This window comes from Faecalibacterium sp. AF28-13AC (assembly GCF_003478405.1).
In the GTDB taxonomy this organism is placed as follows: Bacteria; Bacillota; Clostridia; order Oscillospirales; family Ruminococcaceae; genus Faecalibacterium; species Faecalibacterium prausnitzii_E.
The window spans coordinates 13,684-33,424 of sequence record NZ_QUFG01000003.1; the positions used below are offsets into that span (position 1 = coordinate 13,684).

The 19,741-nt window shown below is 60.5% G+C and carries 14 protein-coding genes; 5 read left to right on the forward strand and 9 right to left on the reverse strand.

What is annotated here, in order from left to right; all coding sequences use genetic code 11:
• Nucleotides 1–17: 17 nt before the first annotated feature.
• Nucleotides 18–1,064 (reverse strand): GDSL-type esterase/lipase family protein, encoded by a 1,047-nt coding sequence (locus tag DWY95_RS04475; RefSeq protein WP_118552541.1) that lies wholly within the window; start codon nucleotides 1,062–1,064, stop codon nucleotides 18–20.
• 351 nt (nucleotides 1,065–1,415) lie between these two features.
• On the opposite strand from DWY95_RS04475, the gene DWY95_RS04480 reads away from it, so the two are divergent.
• A complete protein-coding gene (locus DWY95_RS04480) occupies nucleotides 1,416–2,639 on the forward strand; it encodes a 6-phosphofructokinase (RefSeq protein ID WP_118552542.1) in 1,224 nt (407 codons plus the stop codon).
• Between the two features lie 92 nt (nucleotides 2,640–2,731).
• Complete coding sequence (locus DWY95_RS04485) at nucleotides 2,732–3,958, forward strand: 6-phosphofructokinase (RefSeq protein ID WP_118552543.1); 1,227 nt, start codon at nucleotides 2,732–2,734, stop codon at nucleotides 3,956–3,958.
• Between the two features lie 87 nt (nucleotides 3,959–4,045).
• On the opposite strand, the gene DWY95_RS04490 is transcribed toward DWY95_RS04485, so the two are convergent.
• The 5 genes from DWY95_RS04490 to DWY95_RS04510 all read right to left on the reverse strand — a co-directional run bounded on the left by DWY95_RS04490 (nucleotide 4,046) and on the right by DWY95_RS04510 (nucleotide 10,648).
• On the reverse strand, nucleotides 4,046–5,365 hold the full coding sequence (locus DWY95_RS04490) for a 2-hydroxyacyl-CoA dehydratase (RefSeq protein ID WP_118552544.1): 1,320 nt from the start codon (nucleotides 5,363–5,365) through the stop codon (nucleotides 4,046–4,048).
• An 87-nt stretch (nucleotides 5,366–5,452) separates the two neighbouring features.
• Nucleotides 5,453–8,380 carry an acyl-CoA dehydratase activase gene (locus tag DWY95_RS04495; RefSeq protein ID WP_118552545.1) on the reverse strand — a complete coding sequence of 976 codons (2,928 nt, stop codon included), beginning with the start codon at nucleotides 8,378–8,380 and terminating at the stop codon, nucleotides 5,453–5,455.
• 410 nt (nucleotides 8,381–8,790) lie between these two features.
• Nucleotides 8,791–9,588, reverse strand: a complete 798-nt coding sequence (locus DWY95_RS04500; RefSeq protein WP_118552546.1) for an ATP-binding protein — start codon at nucleotides 9,586–9,588, stop codon at nucleotides 8,791–8,793.
• Nucleotides 9,589–9,603: 15 nt separating this feature from the next.
• On the reverse strand, nucleotides 9,604–10,356 hold the full coding sequence (locus DWY95_RS04505; RefSeq protein WP_118552547.1) for a response regulator: 753 nt from the start codon (nucleotides 10,354–10,356) through the stop codon (nucleotides 9,604–9,606).
• A complete protein-coding gene (locus DWY95_RS04510; RefSeq protein WP_118552548.1) occupies nucleotides 10,346–10,648 on the reverse strand; it encodes a hypothetical protein in 303 nt (100 codons plus the stop codon). The genes DWY95_RS04505 and DWY95_RS04510 overlap by 11 nt, the downstream gene beginning before the upstream one ends.
• 378 nt (nucleotides 10,649–11,026) lie before the next feature.
• On the opposite strand from DWY95_RS04510, the gene DWY95_RS04515 reads away from it, so the two are divergent.
• Nucleotides 11,027–14,221, forward strand: coding sequence for an ABC transporter ATP-binding protein/permease (locus tag DWY95_RS04515; protein ID WP_118552549.1), 3,195 nt, complete (start codon nucleotides 11,027–11,029; stop codon nucleotides 14,219–14,221).
• 63 nt (nucleotides 14,222–14,284) lie between these two features.
• Here DWY95_RS04515 and DWY95_RS04520 read toward each other — a convergent pair whose 3' ends face one another.
• The 3 genes from DWY95_RS04520 to DWY95_RS04530 form a co-directional block, all read right to left on the reverse strand.
• Complete coding sequence (locus tag DWY95_RS04520; protein ID WP_118552550.1) at nucleotides 14,285–14,812, reverse strand: HD domain-containing protein; 528 nt, start codon at nucleotides 14,810–14,812, stop codon at nucleotides 14,285–14,287.
• 33 nt (nucleotides 14,813–14,845) lie between these two features.
• The gene (locus tag DWY95_RS04525) at nucleotides 14,846–15,280 is read right to left on the reverse strand and encodes a hypothetical protein (protein WP_223383534.1); all 435 of its coding nucleotides are present in this window, start codon (nucleotides 15,278–15,280) and stop codon (nucleotides 14,846–14,848) included.
• 124 nt (nucleotides 15,281–15,404) lie between these two features.
• A complete protein-coding gene (locus tag DWY95_RS04530) occupies nucleotides 15,405–16,190 on the reverse strand; it encodes an alpha/beta hydrolase (protein ID WP_118552551.1) in 786 nt (261 codons plus the stop codon).
• 213 nt (nucleotides 16,191–16,403) lie between these two features.
• On the opposite strand from DWY95_RS04530, the gene htpG reads away from it, so the two are divergent.
• Both htpG and DWY95_RS04540 read left to right on the forward strand, forming a co-directional pair.
• A complete protein-coding gene (gene htpG / locus DWY95_RS04535; RefSeq protein WP_118552552.1) occupies nucleotides 16,404–18,332 on the forward strand; it encodes a molecular chaperone HtpG in 1,929 nt (642 codons plus the stop codon).
• A 99-nt stretch (nucleotides 18,333–18,431) separates the two neighbouring features.
• A complete protein-coding gene (locus DWY95_RS04540; protein WP_118552553.1) occupies nucleotides 18,432–19,550 on the forward strand; it encodes a 5-bromo-4-chloroindolyl phosphate hydrolysis family protein in 1,119 nt (372 codons plus the stop codon).
• Nucleotides 19,551–19,741: the final 191 nt, after the last annotated feature.

Consider the following 19,741-nt stretch of genomic DNA (forward strand, 5'->3'; position numbering starts at 1 on the left):
TGCCGTTCCTTTTTTGCTTAATTTGCCGCGTAGGCGCTGCCCGGCGTCCAGGCATTGGCAGCCGAATACTTTGCGTGGTTGCGCAGATAGGTGACCCAGGCACCGTAGCCGTTGCCCGCCGAGAAATGGATGCCGTCCGGAGCGGCCAGCACCTCTTTCAGGTTGCCCTCGCCATCGGCAAAGGTCTCCCACAGGTCAAGATAAACGCAGCCCTTGTCCGCTGCCAGCAGGGCCAGCTGCTCATTGACCGAGCGGATGACGTCCGACGCAAGGCCGGGCTTTTCCGCCGCAGCGGCCGGGCGCACCGGCGGGATGGACTGGACGTAGATGACGCAGTCATTGCCCAGCGTCTGCCGCAGCAGGTCCAGCATCTGGCCATAGTAGGCCAGGAAGCGGTCTGCCGCGCCCAGCGTGGTCAGGGTGTTGGTGCCCAGCAGAAGATAGAGCTTTTTCGGGTGGGCAGCGGCCAGCACATCCAGTGCAATCTCCTCGCCGCGGGTGGAGCTCTTGACAGCGCTGCGGTTCACGATGGCGTCCGGGCCGACGCCCGTGTAGCCGCAGATGAGCGCACCGCCCAGGTTGATGTTGTAATCGGAAAAGCCCACGGTCAGGCTGTCACCGAGGAAGGCTGCATCCGCAAAATAGCTCAGGTCCACCTGCCCGCAGCTGGGCTGGCGGATGGTGCTGCTGTCCTGCGCCTTGATCGTGTAGCCGCCCGCCGTCTGCCGGGCCGGGCCGAAGGTCTCCAGCGTCACGGCAGCGGCTCCGGTATCCGCCGTGCTGCCCGCGCTGCCGGAGTCCGCTGCGGTCTCCCCGCTCTCCCCCGCTGTGCTGCCGGCCGCTGCGCCCTGCATGGGCAGCGGAGCCAGAATGTTCTCGGCCATGCCGCTGGAAGTCGCGGTCTGCGGCTGCTCGCTCTCCTTCGTACCGTTTTCCAGAATGGCCGTCACGGCCAGCGAGAGCAGCAGAATGGCTGCAATGACCCCTGCCAGCCGCAGCCCGGTCCCTGCACGGCTGCGCCTGGCGCGGCCATGCGCCGAATGATATTCGTGTGAAATTCCCATCGTCGTTCCCCTTGCCTTTTTTATATTTACGGGTAGTATCCCTCAAAAATTGCATCGCATTCCGGGATCGCACCGTTTTTTGTGCCATATGACTATTATTGTATCATAATTTTTTTGCCTGTGCAACCAATCAGGTCTTGCATACAACAGGCAAATGGTTTACAATAGAAGAGCAGCAGGAATTGTGCCGTTTTCATTGAAGTGCTTGCACATCCTGCATTCTTTTTGTACGACTTGCGGCGAATGGCTGCGCTTGTTCCGGGAGCAGTGCAGGGCACCCGGAACAGTTTCAAAACGCAGCCGTCCGTTTTGCGGGACGTAACAGTTTTTTTGGATAAGAAGGAGGTTCTCATGGCGAAAAACGTCATCATTGGCCAGAGCGGCGGCCCCACAGCCGTCATCAATTCCAGTCTGGCAGGCGTCTACAAAGCCGCGATCAGTCTGGGAGCTGAGAAGGTCTACGGGATGCAGTACGGCATCGAAGGCCTGCTCAAGGAAGAGATGCTGGAGTTGAACGTTCTGCTGAACGACCGCATGAGCATCGAACTGCTCAAGCGCACCCCGTCCAGCTATCTGGGCAGCTGCCGCTACAAGCTGCCTGACCCGGATGTGGACGCCGCCCCGTTCGTTAAACTCTTCACCCTGTTTGACAAGTACGACATCTGTGCGCTGTTCTACATCGGTGGCAACGACTCGATGGATACCATCGCCAAGCTCAGCCGCTATGGCGCGCGGGTGGGCAGCCCGGTGCGGTTCATCGGTGTGCCCAAGACCATCGACAACGACCTGTGCCTGACCGACCACACCCCCGGCTACGGCTCGGCAGCCAAGTACATTGCCACCATCCTGAAGGAAGTCATCCGGGACTCTTCCGTCTACAACATCCGCAGCGTGACCGTGGCCGAGATTATGGGCCGCCACGCAGGCTGGCTGGCCGGTGCGGCCTGCCTGGCCGGCGGTGATGACTGCGAAGGCCCGGACCTCATCCTGCTGCCGGAAGTTCCCTTTGATGCGGACCGCTTCCTGGCCAGGGTGGACGAGCTGCAAAAGAGCAAGCCCAATGTCATCATCGCAGCCAGCGAGGGCGTGAAGACCGCCGACGGCACCTATCTGTGCGATCTGGTCTCCACCGCCGGGCAGCTGGACGCCTTTGGCCACAAGGCCATTCTCAGCGGCACCAGCCGCTATCTGTCCGACCTCATCCACGACCGGCTGAACTGCAAGAGCCGCGCCATCGAGTTCTCGACTCTGCAGCGCTGCGCCAGCCATCTGGCCAGCCGCACCGATGTGAACGAGGCCTACGCCGTGGGCGGTGCGGCCGCTGCGGCTGCTTTCGCGGGCGAGACCGGCAAGATGATCTCGCTCAAACGCATTTCCAACTACCCCTATCAGTGCATCACCGAGGCCGTGGATGTCCAGAAGGTGGCGAACCTTGAGAAGAAGGTCCCGCTGGATTGGATCACCCCGGACGGGATGCAGGTCACGGCGGCATTTGAGGAATATGCCCGCCCGCTGATCCTGGACGAGGTGACGCCTGTTTACGTCAACGGCACCCCGCGCCACATCCGCCTGTAAGTTTTTTCCCCGCGCATCCTCTTTCCCGCAGTCTGTTTTCGTGCTCCTGCACGATAATATAAAGCCGAAACAGAAGAAAAGGAGAAATCATCATGGGTAAAAATGCAATCGTTGGCCAGTCTGGCGGCCCCACCTCTGTCATCAATGCAAGTCTGGCAGGTGTTTTTGAGAGCTGCAAGAACCGCGGCGCACAGGTCGTTTACGGCATGTGCAACGGTGTCGCCGGTCTGCTGGAGGAAAACGTTGTAGACCTGTCTCAGTACCTGACCGACGACCTCGACATCGAGCTGCTCAAGCGCACGCCGTCCAGCTTCCTGGGCAGCTGCCGTTACAAGCTGCCCGACTGGCACGACGACGAGGCGGTCTACAAGAAGCTGTTCGCCATTCTGGAGAAGCTGGACATCGGCTACTTCTTCTACATTGGCGGCAACGACTCCATGGACACCATCGGCAAGCTGGCCGACTATGGCAACCGTGTGCAGAGCAGCATCCGCTTCATGGGTGTACCCAAGACCATCGACAACGACCTGATGGTCACCGACCATACCCCCGGCTACGGCTCCGCTGCCAAGTACATCGGCGTCGTGATGAAGGAGATCATCCGCGACGCCACTGTCTACGGTACCAAGTACGTCACCGTTGTCGAGATCATGGGCCGCAACGCCGGCTGGCTGACCGCCGCCGCTGCTCTGGCCAAGAGCGATGACTGCGAGGGCGTGGACATGATCTGCCTGCCCGAAGTGCCCTTCCATGTGGACCACTTCGTGGAAAAGGTCCGTACCATGCAGGAGAAGAAGCCCAGCATCGTCATCGCCGTCTCCGAAGGCGTCAAGCTGGAGGATGGCCGCTATGTCTGCGAGCTGGCCGACGATGTGCATGCAGTCGATGCCTTCGGCCACAAGGCCCTGACCGGCACCGCCCGCTATCTGGCAAACGTCGTGGCCCGGAATCTGGACACCAAGACCCGCAGCATCGAGCTTTCCACCCTGCAGCGCTGCGCCGGCCACCTGACCAGCCGCACCGACATCACCGAGGCCTATCAGGTCGGCGGTGCTGCCGCCAAGGCTGCCTTTGAGGGCGTCACCGGCCAGATGGTCGCTCTGAAGCGCATCTCCAACAACCCCTATCAGTGCACCACCGAGCTGCACCCCATCAGCGAGGTCGCGAACCTCGAAAAGAAGGTGCCGCTGAGCTGGATGAACGCCAACCACACCCAGATGACCGAGGAGTTCCTGGATTATGCCCGTCCCCTCATCCAGGCCGAGCTGACCCCGCTGTACATTGCAGGTCTGCCCCACCACATCTACCTGAAGAAGTGATCTCTCTTCTGTTTCCCGGCGCATAAGCAAGGCCCCGTGCGGACACATTGGTCTGCACGGGGCCTTTTTGTCTGTTCGTTTGTCAGGTCACACCGTGGTCTCGACGCGCGGCGCACCGCCCGCGATCTCCTCGGCGGTCAGGGGCCGGGCCGGGGCGGCGGGGGCGTTCAGGCGCTCCTTGGCAACGGCCAGCATCAGCTTGATGCGGTTTTCCTGATTGACCTTGGTGGCACTGGGGTCGTAGTCGATGGGGGTGATGTTGGCAGCGGGATACAGCGCACGGATCTTGTTCACCATGCCCTTGCCCACGATGTGGTTGGGCAGGCAGCCGAACGGCTGGGCACAGACGATGTTGCCGTAGCCGCCCTGCACCAGCTCGATCATCTCGGCGGTCAGCAGCCAGCCCTCGCCCATCTTGGCACCCAGCGAAATGATGCCGTGGGGCTTTTCCACCAGTTCCTTGAAGGGGCCGGGCGCATAGAACCCGGCATCGGCGGTCGCCTTGAGCATGGCGCGCTCGACGCTGTCCAGCCAGTTGAGCAGCTGGTCGGTGCCGACCTTGACGGCCAGCTTGCCGCCGTAGAGGACATGGTCCTCGCCCATGTTGAAGATGCAGTACTGCACAAAGCCCATCAGGCCGGGGAAGTTGACCTCGCAATCCTGGCTTTCCAGGAACTTTTGCAGGTCGTTGTTGCCCAGCGGGCTGTATTTGACGTAGATCTCACCGACGACGCCGACCTTGACCTTCGGCACACGGGTGACGGGGATGGTGGCAAACTCTTTTGCGATGAGCGGGAAGGTATGCTTCATCTCTTTGGAGGTATAGCCCTTGCCCGCCAGCAGGACGCGGCCCAGCCGCTCGACCCAGAGGTCCACCATCCTGTCGGCGCTCCCCTTCACGTTCTCGTAGGGGGCCACCTGATTGCGCAGGGCGCAGAGCAGGTCGCCGTAGAAGATGCAGGCGATGGCCCGGCGCGCCAGCGGCAGGGTCATCTGGAAGCCGCTGTCCTTCTCCAGGCCGGAGAAGTTCAAGCTGGCAACCGGGATCTGCGGGTAGCCCGCCTTGACCAGCGCCTTGCGGAGCAGGTGGATGTAATTGGACGCACGGCAGCCGCCGCCGGTCTGGGTGATGAGCAGGGCGGTGTGTTCCAGATCATACTTGCCGCTGTTCAGGGCGTCCAGAAACTGGCCGATGACCAGCAGCGCCGGATAGCAGGTGTCGTTGTGGACGTATTTCAGACCCAGCTGAGCTACGGCGCTGCCGCAGTTGCCGAGGATCTCGCACTTGTAGCCATCGAACCGCAGCGCGTATTCCAGCAGCCGGAACTGGGTGATGGCCATGTTGGGGATGAGGATGGTGTGGGTCTTCTTCATCTCCGGGGTAAATTTGGGATAGTTGTATTCCATAGGTTCCTCCTATGTATCATTGTAACGTTGCCTGAAGGCACTTGACGCTGTCCTGTATCCGTATGCCGTGCCTGAGAGGTCAGGGTTTTATTTCCGGTCCTCGTCCCGCTCATCCAGCGCCGCGAACAGGCTGCGCAGGCGGATGTTCACCGCGCCCAGGTTGGTGATCTCGTCGATCTTCAGCTGGGTGTAGAGCTTGCCGCCCTCCTGCAGGATCTCGCGGGTCTCGTCGGTGGTGATGGCATCGACGCCGCAGCCGAAGGAGACGAGCTGCACCAGATCCATATCCTTCTGGGTGGTGCAGTACTTGGCCGCTGCATACAGGCGGCTGTGATAGGTCCACTGGTTCAGGACCCTGGTGGGGAACTTTTCCACCCGGTCCGAAATGCTGTCCTCGGTGATGACGGCAGCGCCGTGGCGGGTGATGAGGTGGTCGATGCCGTGGTTGACCTCCGGATCCACATGGTAGGGGCGGCCGGCCAGCACGATGATGCGCCTGCCCTGTCGGCGGGCCTCGTCGATGATCTCGCTGCCCTTGACCCGGATCTGGGCCATGTGGGCCTCGTGCTCGGCGTAGGCGGCGTCTGCTGCGGCCTGCACTTCCTTCTCAGAGATGCCGCCGAAGTAGCGCGGGAGGACCTCTTTGGCCATCTTGCGGACGAAGTCCTTCGGGCGGTGGATGCCCACGTAATCGTAGATGAACTTTTTGCCTTCCAGCTCCGGGCAGTTGCCGGCCAGAACTTCCGGATAGTACGCGACCACCGGGCAGTTGTAGTGGTTATCGCCCAGCCCCTCATCGAAGTTGTAGGTCAGGCAGGGGTAGAAGATGGCGTCCAGCTGCATCTGGCTCAGGGCCTTGATGTGGCCGTGGCTGAGTTTGGCCGGGAAGCAGGCCGTATCGCTGGGGATGGTGGCCTGACCGGCCAGATACAGCCCGCGGCTGGACACCGGGCTGGTGTGAACGGCAAAGCCGAGCCTGGTCCAGAAGGTGTGCCAGAACGGCAGCATCTCGTACATGTTCAGGCACAGCGGGATGCCGATGGAGCCGCGCTTGCCGGGCACCGGCTTGTAGCCTGCCAGAAGCTGCTGCTTGTAGGCATAGAGGTTCAGGCTGTTGTCCTCGCTCTTGCCGGTCACGGGCTTATCGCAGCGGTTGCCGGAGATGAACTTGCGGCCATCGGCGAAGGTGTTCACGGTGAGCTGGCAGTGGTTGCCGCAGCCGCCGCACTTGACGCTGACGATCTTCTGGTCGAAGCTTTTCAGCTCCTCCAGCGTCATCACGGAGGAAGTCTCTCTGTGGTTCCTGGCGCTCTGGCGCAGGCCGAACAGCGCCGCACCGTAAGCGCCCATCAGGCCCGCGATGTCGGGGCGGATGACCTCGACGCCCATCTCCTTCTCGAAGGCGCGGAGCACGGCCTCGTTGTAGAAGGTACCGCCCTGCACGACGATCTTGCGGCCCAGCTCTTCGGGGCTGGACGCACGGATGACCTTGTACAGCGCATTCTTGACGACGCTGATGGACAGACCGGCCGAAATGTTCTGGATGGATGCGCCGTCCTTCTGGGCCTGCTTGACCGAGCTGTTCATGAAGACGGTGCAGCGGCTGCCCAGGTCCACCGGGCGGTCGGCAAACAGGCCCAGCGCGGCGAACTCCTTGACATCGTAGCCCAGTGCCTGCGCGAAGGTCTGCAAAAAGCTGCCGCAGCCGGAGGAACAGGCTTCGTTCAGGAAGATGTTGCTGATGGCGCCATCCTCGATCTTGAAGCACTTCATATCCTGGCCGCCGATGTCGATGATGAAGTCCACATCGGGCATGAAGTATTTGGCGGCGGTGAAGTGCGCCACCGTCTCCACCAGACCGTAATCGCAGCGGAAGGCGTTCTTGACCAGCTCTTCGCCGTAGCCGGTGGTGGTCACGCTGGCCACGTGCAGGCCGGGGTGCTCCTGATAGATCTTGATGAGCTGCTCCTTGATGAGGGGCAGCGGGTTGCCGAGGTTCGGCTGATAGTTGGTATACAGGATCTGGCTCTTCTCGTCCACAACCACCAGCTTGACGGTGGTAGAGCCGGAGTCGATGCCGATGTGCACGGGGCCGCACTGTGTGCTGAAGGGCACATGCGGCACACTGTGGGACATGTGGCGGGCATGGAAGGCCTCGTACTCCTCCTTGTTGGCGAAGAGCGGCGGCTCGCTGGCGTAGGTCGCTGTAGCGGCGTACTCATCCAGCGCCCCGGCCACCGCAGAGAGGTTGAACTCTTTGTCTGCATAGAGCGCCGCACCCAGTGCCACATACAGCAGGCTGTTCTCCGGGCAGGTGCCGGTAACGCCCAGCGCCTCGTCGAAGCTCTTGCGCAGCACGGTGCTGAAGGTCAGCGGGCCGCCGAGGTAGAGGATGTTGCCCTGGATGGGGCGGCCTTGTGCCAGACCGGCAATGGTCTGGTTGACGACCGCCTTGTAGATGCTGGCGGCGATGTCCTCGGTGCGGGCCCCCTGATTGATGAGAGGCTGCACATCGCTCTTGGCGAACACGCCGCAGCGGGAAGCAATGGTGTAGGTGCGCTCAGCCTTTTCGGCGGCTTTGTTCATCTCGTCAGCGCTCATCTTCAGCAGGGTGGCCATCTGGTCGATGAACGCACCGGTTCCGCCGGCGCAGCTGCCGTTCATGCGGACTTCGGTGCCGTTGGTCAGGAACAGGATCTTCGCGTCCTCACCGCCCAGCTCAATGACGCAGTCCGTTGCGGGAACGAACCGCTTGACCGCCACGCGGGTGGAGAACACCTCCTGCACGAAGGGCACACCGCAGCTGTCTGCCAGGCCCATGCCCGCCGAGCCGGAAATGCTCAGCAGCGCCTTCTGACCGTGCAGCTGCTCGGCGTCGATCCGGCGCAGCAGCTCCTGCGCCTTTTCCAGGATATGGCTGTAATGACGTTCATATGTCGAATATACAATCGAATCGTGTTCATCCAGCACCACGCACTTGATGGTGGTACTGCCGATGTCAAGACCTACTCTCACGTTTCTCTTTCCTCCTGAAGGAACTTCCTGCCAGTTTTCGGGCAGGGCCGCTCTGCCGTCCTCTGCCCGAAAAGTAGTTCGTTAGCGAATCATTTGCAGGACTCGCATACAGTTGTATTATACTCAAAACTGCGAAAACAATCAATTAGTGTTCCCTATTTTACACGCAAAAAATAGTATTTTCCGCTCATGAAGTTAAACATTTTGTTAATTTCACGGAACTTTCGGCCGTATTTTTCCATAAAACAGCTAAGATTCTTTACTGAGAGTGGATTTCAGCAGACAAAACGCGCTGCGCATCGGTGGGCAATTCATCCCGCCCGATGCGCAGCGCGTTCATGATCACATTGCAAGATATTCTTCTACCGCTTTGTCCAGCAGCCGCCCCAGGACGGCTTCGGAATCTGCGGTCAATTCCCTGCGTGCCTGCGGGTGAGCAGATACAGCTCGCGGCGGAGCTGATGCTGCAGCGCGGTGGTGCTGTGTTCGTCCGGGTGGGACGGCTGCGAGCGGAACTCGACCGTCGTTTCGATGGGGAACGGCCGGGTGGGCAGCGGCAGTGTCAGCTCTACCCGGACCCCCTGCGGTGTGCGGGGCAGCAGGGCAAGCTCCCAGCCCAGCTGGCGGCAATACCGGCGGCAGAGCAGCAGCCCCGCCTGCGCACCGCCCAGAAAGCGGCGGCGGTTTTCGAGCCAGCCCTCCCCTTCCGGCAGGCCGCAGCCATCGTCCTCGATGGTCAGACGGATGTCCTGCACGGTCTGCCGCAGGCACACCTGGATGTTCCCGCCGGGCGCAGCGGCACGCAGGGCGTTCGAAAGCAGGTGGAAGCAGATCTGTTCGGCCATTTCCCGGTCGCCCCAGACAAGGCACTGCTCCAGCCCGCCGCAGTCTACGGTGAGCTTCGTGCTGCTCTGGGCGTCGATCTCGCCGCGCAGCCCTTCCAGCTGCGCCAGCAGGCGGCACAGGTCCACCGGCCGCTTCTGCACCGGTTCCTCCGGAGCCGAAAGCTCCATCAACTCCCGGAACGTCCGTTCCAGCCGGGCTGCTTCCTGCTCCATGTCCTCCAGCGCCTGGGCTGTGCGGGCATCCTTCAGCGGCTGTAAGTGCATCTGTAAATATTCCCGGTTCTGTTCCAGCAGGCGCAGTGAGTGCAGAAACGCTGTTTCCAACTGTTTTTGCGGAAATCCCGCTTCGTCCTGCCTGCACATATCCACCGTTCCTCCTTACCGCTGTTCCCGCACGATGATGCCGCGCCGCAGCACGGTCTGCTGCAGCGAGTAGACCAGCCTGCCGGTTGTAACTTTGAGCCCAGTCAGGCCGTTTTCCGCCTTGAAGCGCTCCCATTCCACCGGGTGCCGTGTCTCCAGCCCTTCGACCAGACGGCGCAGGCCGCTGTCCACAGCGGCCACCGTGATGTGATATTGTTCCGCGACGCCCTGCAAGATCTCTTTGCGAAGCGCCAGTTTTCCATCGGCTGAACAGGCGATCTGTACCGCCAGCGTGAGGTATTCGCAATTGGTGTCCGGCTGCGGGAGCTTCCACAGCTCGTACAGGTGGGTGCAGAACCGCTCGATCTGCATCGAGTTCCGGCCGGGGACGCCCAGCAGCCCCCGCAGAAGATCCCGCAGATGGTCGTGCCCGACGCCGTAAAAACGGCTGCCCGGCTGCAGGTGGGCGGCGGTGATGTCGTCGGCCCAGCCGTCGCCCTGCAACAGGAGCGGCGGGTGGCTGGGCAGGCGGTTGAGCTTTTCGAGGAAGGTCAGGCTGTCCATATCCTCCAGCTGGCTGCTCAGCACCAGCACATCAAAGCACCGCTCCTGCCGCAGCGCCTGCAGGACAGGCTCCCCGCTCTGGAAGCAGGTGCATCGGATGATGGTGCTCTGCTCTTCCAGATAAAACTTCCGGATGCGGAGTTCCCGGTCGTCGTAGCTCATCAGAGCGACGCGCAGGTTCTCCGCATCCCGCTCACCGGGCACCTGCGGCACCTCCGTTCTGCTCTGCTTCCAGCACCGGGAGCCAGTCTGCGATCACATCGCCCCAGATCTCCGGCTGCACGGCATTTTCACACAGATATTGCAGCAACCGGTAGCCTGCCTCCGGATGCAGCGGAACAAACTCGCTGACCTGCTGTTCCCGCTCGCCCTTCCGGTCCAGCGTCAGGTGGCAGCCGCCTTCTGACGCATCCAGCGCGTAGACCAGCGTATACGCGGCCTGATAGCCCTTGATCGACGAGAACTGCCGGATCAGCGGGGTATACGTTCGTTCCATAAAAGACTCCTCCTTGCTGCTATGGTTGCCATAATCTTCCGGTCTATGGCTTTTCATTCCTATTTTATAGAGCAGCACAGAGAGATGCAATCCCCTAAAAAGCGTCAAAATGTGTCGTTTTGGTGTTTGCTCTGCCCGGTTCATCTCGCGTTTTTCGCCAGAGAAAAGCCGATGGAAACTGCTTTTCTTTGTCAAGAATACCACCTTTTCCGCCCAAAAGCAAGGGACAGTAATTTTCTCTTATCTTCCAGAACCTCCCCTGTCGGGAGCCCGCGGAATGCCACGATTTGTTCACATTTTTCTGATAGAATAAAGTGATATTTTTGTTCCGGCGGCTTTGGCACTCCCCTCAGCCGTGTTTGCAGAAAGGCAGAATCCATGCTTCAACTCAAAAAGATCCACAAGCAGTACAAAACCGGCGACCTGGTCCAGACAGCCCTTGACAAGGTCAGCCTGAGCCTCCGCGACTGCGAGTTCGTCGCCATCCTTGGCCCCAGCGGCTCCGGCAAGACCACCCTGCTGAACATCATCGGCGGTCTGGACCGGTACGACAGCGGCGACCTCATCATCAACGGCATCTCCACCAAAAAGTACACCGACCGCGACTGGGACTCCTACCGCAACCACACCATCGGCTTCGTGTTCCAGAGCTACAACCTCATCCCCCACCAGACCGTGCTGGCCAACGTGGAGCTGGCACTGACCATCTCCGGCGTATCGGGTGCCGAGCGCCGCCGCCGGGCCACCGAGGCGCTGCAGAAAGTGGGTCTGGGCAACCAGCTGCACAAGCACCCCACCGAGATGTCCGGCGGCCAGATGCAGCGGGTGGCCATCGCCCGCGCCCTCGTCAACGACCCGGACATCCTGCTGGCCGACGAGCCCACCGGCGCACTGGACAGCGAGACCAGCATCCAGGTCATGGAGCTGCTGAAGGAAGTGGCCAAAGACCGCCTCGTCGTCATGGTCACCCACAACCCGGAGCTGGCCCACCAGTACGCCACCCGCATCGTCCAGCTGAAGGACGGCGTCATCCGCTCCGACACCGACCCCTTCGAGCCGGACACCGCCCAGCTTGCCCCGCCGGTGCACAAGAGCATGGGCCGCTCGTCCATGTCTCCCCTCACCTCGCTGAGCCTGAGCTTCAACAATCTGCTGACCAAAAAGGCCCGCACCCTGCTCACGGCCTTTGCCGGTTCCATCGGCATCATCGGCATCGCGCTCATCATCTCCCTGTCGGCAGGCGTCAACCAGTATATCGACGACACCGAACGCTCCACCCTGTCCGAATATCCGCTGCAAATTCTCAGCAGCGGCATGGACCTGACCTCGATGCTCACCTCCGGCTCGCCGACGTCCGCTTCCGGCACGACCGCCGAGGAAGGGATGGTCCCGGTGCGGCAGCTCATCACCCAGATGGTGGCGGGCATCACCTCCAATGACCTGAAGTCCCTCAAGACCTATCTCGAAAGCGACGACTGCACCATTGCCGAGGATGCCACCTCCATCGAGTATTCTTATAATGCGCAGCCCCAGATCTACCGGGAAGACGCCGATGGCTCCATCCGTCAGGTGAACCCGGATTCCTCCCTCTCCAGCCTGGGCATCAGCTCCACAAGTTCCACCAACAGCATGATGTCCTCCATGATGAACACCAGCGTGTTCTATCAGCTGCCCGAAAGCGATGAACTCTACAACTCCCAGTACGAGGTCAAGGCGGGCCGCTGGCCGGAGAAGTACAACGAATGCGTGGCCGTGCTGGGTGCCGACGGCACCATCACCGACTATGCGCTGTATGCCCTCGGCCTGCGGGACAGCGCCGAGCTGGACAAGATGATCCAGCAGTTCGCCCAGAACCAGAACGTCGATGTCCCCACCGACTTCAAGACCTATCGGTACAGCGATTTCATCGGCATCCAGTTCAAACTGGTCAACGCGGCCGACCGCTATCTGCGCGACGACGACCACAACGCCTGGGTGGACAAGTCCGACGACAAGGACTTCATGAAGAACCTTGTCACATCCAGCGAGACCCTGATCGTGGTGGGCGTCGTGCAGCCCAAAGAGGATGCCTCTGCTTCCATGCTGTCCTCCGGCATCGCCTATCCGGCCGCCCTCACCCAGCACGTCATCGCCGCCGCAGCCGACTCTCAGATGGTCAAAGACCAGCTGGCCTCCCCTGCCATCAATGTGATGAACGGCGAACCCTTCGGCACCGAAGACGCTTCCGCCTTTGATATGAGCAGCCTGTTCCGCATCGACACCGACATGCTCAAGAGCGCCTTCCAGTTCGACACCAGCAAGCTGAACTTCGACCTCAGCGGTGCATTCGATCTGGACAACGGTTCGGTCGATCTCGGCTCGCTGCTCGACCCCGACGATTTCCAGCTGGATCTGGATCTGACCGAAACGCCTGATCTGGACATGAGCACCCTGACCGACCTCTTTGCCAACATGGATCTTTCCGTCTCCGAAGACAAGATGCAGGAGCTGGCCCAGAAGGTTCTGGTCGGCTACAAGGACTATGTCATCGGGAACGGCATCCTGAACCTGAACAAGATCAGCTTCTCCCAGTACCTCAAGAGCGATGCCTTCAAGACCCTGATGAACGACGCCATGGGCGAACTGTTTGACCAGGACGCCCTGCAGGCCCAGTTCTCGGAGGCCATGCAGACGGCGATGTCCACCCTCATGGAAAGCTACTCGTCGCAGATCTCCGAGACGCTGCAAACCCAGCTGGGCAGCGCGATGCAGACGGCCATGACCAAGCTGATGACCCAGATGAGCCAGAACATCCAGAGCCAGATGCAGCAGAGCTTCTCCCAGCTGGGCAGCCAGATGGAGAGCGCGCTGAAGATCGACGCCACAGCCTTCCAGAAGGCCATCCAGTTCAACATGAGCGAGGACGACCTGACCGACCTGATGAAGTCGGCCATGCTCTCCTCCACCGCCACCTATGACAGCAACCTGCAGACGCTGGGTTATGCCGACCTCGACGCCCCCAGCCAGATCAAGATCTATCCGCAGGACTTTGACCACAAGGCGTCCGTCGTGGCCAAACTCGACGCCTATAACGACAACATGCGGTCCCAGGGCGCGGACGACAAGGTCATCCACTACACCGACGTCGTCGGCACCCTGATGACCTCCGTGACCGAGATCATCAACATGATCTCCAACATGCTGGTCGCCTTCGTCTCCATCTCGCTGGTGGTCTCGTCCATCATGATCGGCGTCATCACCTATATCAGCGTGCTTGAACGCCGCAAGGAGATCGGCATCCTGCGTGCCATCGGCGCGTCCAAGCGGAACATCTCCGAGGTGTTCAACGCCGAGACCTTCATCATCGGCCTGTGCTCCGGCGTGATGGGCGTCGTGCTGAGCGAGATCCTGCTCATCCCCGGCAATATGCTCATCCAGAAGATCTCCAACGGCACCAACGTGGTCGCCCGCCTGCCGCTGAACGCAGCCCTTGTGCTGATCGTTCTGGCCACCGTGCTGACCATCCTCGGCGGCTTCATCCCCGCCAAGGGCGCTTCCCGCTCTGACCCCGTCAAGGCCCTGCGGTCGGAATAAGTCCCATCACAACGAAAAAAATCCTTCCGGCAATTGCCGGAAGGATTTTTTGTTGTTTTGTGATTACCACTCGGTGTCGTCGGCCCCATCCGCACCCACGGTGGTGGCGACTTTGGCGCGGCTGAACATGCTCTCCACCACAGCGCAGTACTTATCGGCCAGGCAGACGATGATGGCTTCGCGGCAGGTGGGCACATGCCGGAAGGTCAGCGGCCACATGTGGCTCTGGATGATGTCCTGCTCCTTCTTCGTGATGTGGAAGTAGTGCTCCGCATTCACGCAGGCCGAACCGGGGTGCGAAAAGCCGTGCATCTCAAACAGGCGGCGGATGCCATGGAAGCTGCTCGTCTTGTGCCAGTCGTACAGGTAGAAATCGTGCAGAAATCCGCCCACCGCCAGCGCGGTCTCGTCGGCACCCAGATGGAAGCGGCGGTTGAGCCAGAAGCTGACCAGCACCACATTTTTGCAGTGCTGATAGGTGGTCACATCGCCATGCTGGATGAACTCCCGCATCTCCTGCACTTTGGGATGGTGGTCGTACTGTTCCAGAATGGCGTAAAGCTGCTCACGTTCAGTCTGAGAAAGCTGCATTGCTTGGGGTCCCTTTCCTCTTAAAAATCAACATCAGGAGCGGAGCTGGACGGGGTTGGAATTGCCGAAGTTCTCGGCGCTGCTGGGGTTCTCGCGCTTCAGGCTCATATCCACCAGATACTGCCGACTGCCGTCGCCCATGGCGTCCAGCTCCGCGAGCTTGGCCTTGGCGGACTCCACATCCGGATACCACTGGATGAGGAAGAAGTTCTCTGCCTCGACGCCGTAATAGATCCACTGGCCGTCTGCCCGGAGCAGGTCGTCCAGATGGTCCACCTCTTCGCCGTCCGGCAGACCGAGGCCTTCCTCGGCATAAAGACTCTCCGGCTCCACCTGGAGCACCTCGATCACCTGAATGGCGCTCTGAAGATATTCATCCTGCGAGATGCTCTTGTCGGAGAGCTCCCAGCCCGTCAGGAATGCCTGCATCATCAGGTTCTTGACAGAAATTTCCGGCCGCATTGCCATAAATGTTCCCTCTTCCTTCCGGGCGGTGTGCCCGGCGTTTGTTTTCGCTGACCAGTATACGCTAAAATTTGTTGCAGGTCAACTATTTTTTCATGAATTTTTTGTAGAACTGTACAAATCCAGTTTATTCCAGATGGAAGTCGAAGGTGTCGTTCAGCCATTCCACCGCCAGCTGCACCCAGTGGGCGCGGTGGGCGCTGGCGGCATCCACCTCTGCGGTGGAGATGCTGGTGCCGTGGCCCCCCTTCTCGAACAGATGCGCCTCACAGGGGACATGGTTCTTCCGCAGCGCTGCAAGGAGGAGCAGGGTGTTCTCTACCGGGACGGTGGCGTCCTCCATCGTGTGCCAGACGAAGACCGGCGGTGTATCCGGTGTGATCTTCTCTTCCAGCCCGAATCTCCGGTGCTCCGCCCGGTCTTCGCTGCCCGAAAGCTGCACAAAGCTGCCCCGGTGGGCATACTCCCCCGCCGTGATGACCGGATAGGCCAGCAGCACGGCATCCGGCTTCCGGCTGCGGTCTGCCGCCTCGCCGGGGCAGTCGAGCACCGCACCGGACAGCGCCAGGTGCCCGCCCGCCGAAAAGCCGCAAACGGCGATCCGGTCCGACAGGATGCCCCAGCGTTCTGCGTTCTGCCGCAGCAGCCCGATGGCCGCGCGGAGCTGGCGCAGCGGCTGGTGATCCCGTGCCCCCTCGCCCACACTGTAGGTCAGCACGGCGGCGTGATACCCTGCCGCTGCAAACTGCAGCGCCACCGGGTCGGCCTCACGGGCACTGACGTGTTCGTACCCACCGCCGGGCACCACCAGCACCAGCGGACGGCGCAGCGCGTTCGGCATGGCCGGGTCCGGGCTGCGCAGATAAAGTTCCAGCTTCCCTCCACCGGGAAGCGCACACATTTCAAACTGCATCGAAGTCATTCCTTTCCGACTTTGTCGGGACTATTATAATGGGTTTGAAGCCGGAATGCAAAGAGAACCGCAAACATTTCTGAACTTTTTATGAAACCCCTTGATTTTTGATGCGAAGCGGTGTATATTAGCACTCGAAAGTTATGAGTGCTAAGCCATTATCCCAAACTCCGGCTCTCTGGCACCGAATCTGAACAAAAGAGGTTTTGTATTATGGCGAAGAAAGAATTTCAGGCGGAAAGCAAAAAGCTGATGGACATGATGATCAACTCCATCTACACCAACAAGGAGATCTTCCTGCGCGAGCTGATCTCCAACGCTTCGGACGCCATCGACAAGCTGTATTATAAGAGCCTGACCGACACCTCCGTCGGCATGAACAAAGGCGATTTCCGCATCCTGCTCACCCGCGACAAGGACAGCCGCACCCTGACCGTTTCCGATAACGGCATCGGCATGACCAGGGAAGAGCTGGAGTCCAACCTCGGCACCATCGCCCACTCCGGCTCGCTCGACTTCAAGAAAGAGAACAAGGACGAGAACATCGACATCATCGGCCAGTTCGGCGTCGGTTTCTACTCGGCCTTCATGGTGGCCGACAAAGTCACCGTCATCTCCAAAGCTTACGGCGCAGACCAGGCCTGGCAGTGGGAATCCAGCGGTGCGGACGGCTACGAGATGAACCCGGCCGAAAAGGACACCGTGGGCACCGACATCATCCTGCACATCAAGCCCAGCACCGACACCGACAACTACGAGAACTTCCTCGATGAATATGGCATCGCGGCCATCGTCAAGAAGTACAGCGACTATGTGCGCTATCCCATCCAGATGGAGCGCGAGAAGAGCCGCCAGAAGCCCGAACCGGACCCCAAGCCCGATGACTACAAGCCGGAGTGGGAGACCTACACCGAGCTGGAGACCCTGAACAGCATGGTGCCCATCTGGAAGAAGCAGAAGAGCGAAGTCTCCGACGAAGAGTACGCCGCCTTCTACAAGGATAAGTTCAACGACTATACCGACCCCGCCCGCGTCATCGTCAGCCGCACCGAGGGCACCGCGAACTACAACGCTCTGCTCTTTGTGCCCAGCCATCGCCCCTACGACTTCTACACCAAGGACTACGAAAAGGGTCTGGCACTCTACGCTTCCGGTGTGCTCATCATGGAAAAGTGCGGCGACCTGCTGCCCGATTACTTCAGCTTCGTCAAGGGCATCGTGGACAGCCAGGACCTGAGCCTGAACATCAGCCGTGAGATGCTGCAAAAGGACAACCAGCTCAAGCTGATCCACAACGCACTGGAAAAGAAGATCAAGAACGAGCTCCACGCCATGCTGACCAACGACCGCGAGAAGTACGAGGCCTTCTGGAAGGAGTTCGGCCGCCAGATCAAGTTCGGCGCTTACTCCGATTACGGGATGCACGGCGAGCTGCTGCGCGACCTGCTGCTGTTCTGGTCTGCCAAGGAGCAGAAGATGGTCACTTTGCAGGAGTATGTGGACAAGATGCCCGCTGAGCAGAAGTTCATCTACTTTGCAGCCGGTGACTCCACCGACCGTCTGGCCAAGCTCCCCGCCGCTGAGCTGGTGCTGGATAAGGGCTACGACGTGCTGCTGCTGACCGAGGATGTGGATGAGTTCTGCCTGCAGATCCTGCGCACCTATCCCCGCAAGGATGCCGAGGGCAAGGACGGCACCGTTGAGTTCAAGAACGTCAACAGTGGCGACCTGGGCCTTGAGACCGAGGACGAGAAGAAGGCCGCCGAGGATGCCACCGCCGAGAACAAGCCCCTGTTCGATGCCATGAAGGATGCACTGGACGGCAAGGTCAAGGAGGTCAAGGTCTCCACCCGCCTGAAGGATCACCCGGTCTGCCTCTCCGCAGACGGCCCGCTCTCCATCGAGATGGAGAAGGTCCTCTCCAAGCAGCCCGGCAGCGAGGGCGTCAAGAGCGACAAGGTGCTGGAGCTGAACATCCATCACCCCGTCTTCGCCGTGCTCAAGGCCGCACAGGAGGCCGGTGACACCGAGAAGCTCAAGAAATACAGCGACCTGCTCTATGCACAGGCACAGCTCATCGAGGGCCTGCCTGTGGATGACCCCGCCGCGTATGCTGAAGCTGTTTGCAGCCTGATGAAATAAGGCGTTTACTCCCAGATAAATTATCCCTTAACAAAAGAGCCGCGTTCCGCTATAATAAGGTGGAACACGGTTCTTTTCATTTTAGGAGGAATTTGCCCCATGGAGCCAAAACGCAGCAACCATTTCCTTGCCCATCTCCCCACCATCCTTCTGCTGGTGCTGTTCGCCATGTCGCCGTGGCTGGGCATCCTGTTCTTCATCCTGCGCGCCATCGACCGGGATGCCGAGAAAAAGGAGCAGACGAATGCCGACCCCACCCGTGACAGCCGCGCAGAGAACGCCCGCACCGCGCAGAGCGCCGCCTCCGGCCAGCGCAGCGAGACGGCCTCCGTTCCGGATGTCCCCACCGCCGAGCAGAAGAGCGCCAAGCAGTGGCACAAGACCCTCACCACCCTGTGCACCATCTTCGGTGCCATCTTCCTGCTGGTGGGCATCGGCGACCTGGCCGATGCCATGGAGGAACTCTGGAGCCATGAGATCGACTGGGATGAGCTGCTGACGGCGCTGGCCCAGACCATCGGCGGCGGCGCAGCCCTCTTCACCGGCCTGCGGATGGACCGCGCCCGCAAGCTGGAACGCAAGCTCGACAAGATCGTCGGCGACCGGGACAACATCGCGCTGGGCGAGTTGTTCGCGGCGGTCGGCATCGACGCGGTCCGAGGCCGCACTGCGGTGGAACACGCCATCGACCACGGCTATTTCGGGGCCGATGCCTACATTGACTACCGCACCGACACCCTTATCGTGCGCGGGGCCGCACCCCAGCCGCCCAAGGAACCGCAGCCGGAGCCGGAAGCGGAACCGGAAGACCTGTACGCCTCCCTTCAGCAGCAGCTGCGCCGCGCCAACGATGCCATCCCCGACCCGGTGATGACGGCCAAGATCTCCCGGCTGGAAGAACTCAGCGCCCGCATCTTTGCTCTGGCCAAGAAAGACCCGGATAAAAAAGCCCAGCTGCAAAAGTTCATGGATTACTACCTGCCCACGGCCCTCAAGCTGCTGAACACCTACGCCCAGCTCTCGGCGCAGGATGTGCAGGGCGAGAACATCACCGACGCCAGGCAGAGCATCGAGCGCTCGATGGATCTGCTCATCACGGCCTTCGAAAACCAGCTGGACAAGCTGTTCCAGTCCGACGCGCTGGACGTCTCCGCCGATGTGGCTGCACTGGAAGGGATGCTGAATCTCGACGGCCTCACCGGCCCGGACTTCCACTGACCCGCTGGCAAAATCCAATCCTCCATATCGGAACTCTGGCCCTGATTGACCCGCAGCCGACCGTTCTTTGTGGGTTGTGGCCAATGCTTTTCCGGTTTGGAGGATTTTTTCAGCTCTGTTGCAGGAATTTCTGCACAAATTTCGTGCCGGATTTTCTGGCAACTTTGCATTCAAATGCAACAATAACGCAT

Excerpts from the sequence above, each read along its gene's own strand:
- DWY95_RS04475 (WP_118552541.1), bottom strand. The coding sequence starts at position 1,064 with ATGGGAATTTCACACGAATATCATTCGGCGCATGGCCGCGCCAGGCGC.
- DWY95_RS04480 (WP_118552542.1), top strand. The coding sequence starts at position 1,416 with ATGGCGAAAAACGTCATCATTGGCCAGAGCGGCGGCCCCACAGCCGTC.
- DWY95_RS04485 (WP_118552543.1), top strand. The coding sequence starts at position 2,732 with ATGGGTAAAAATGCAATCGTTGGCCAGTCTGGCGGCCCCACCTCTGTC.
- DWY95_RS04490 (WP_118552544.1), bottom strand. The coding sequence starts at position 5,365 with ATGGAATACAACTATCCCAAATTTACCCCGGAGATGAAGAAGACCCAC.
- DWY95_RS04500 (WP_118552546.1), bottom strand. The coding sequence starts at position 9,588 with ATGTGCAGGCAGGACGAAGCGGGATTTCCGCAAAAACAGTTGGAAACA.
- DWY95_RS04510 (WP_118552548.1), bottom strand. The coding sequence starts at position 10,648 with ATGGAACGAACGTATACCCCGCTGATCCGGCAGTTCTCGTCGATCAAG.
- DWY95_RS04515 (WP_118552549.1), top strand. The coding sequence starts at position 11,027 with ATGCTTCAACTCAAAAAGATCCACAAGCAGTACAAAACCGGCGACCTG.
- DWY95_RS04520 (WP_118552550.1), bottom strand. The coding sequence starts at position 14,812 with ATGCAGCTTTCTCAGACTGAACGTGAGCAGCTTTACGCCATTCTGGAA.
- DWY95_RS04525 (WP_223383534.1), bottom strand. The coding sequence starts at position 15,280 with ATGGCAATGCGGCCGGAAATTTCTGTCAAGAACCTGATGATGCAGGCA.
- DWY95_RS04530 (WP_118552551.1), bottom strand. The coding sequence starts at position 16,190 with ATGCAGTTTGAAATGTGTGCGCTTCCCGGTGGAGGGAAGCTGGAACTT.
- htpG (WP_118552552.1), top strand. The coding sequence starts at position 16,404 with ATGGCGAAGAAAGAATTTCAGGCGGAAAGCAAAAAGCTGATGGACATG.
- DWY95_RS04540 (WP_118552553.1), top strand. The coding sequence starts at position 18,432 with ATGGAGCCAAAACGCAGCAACCATTTCCTTGCCCATCTCCCCACCATC.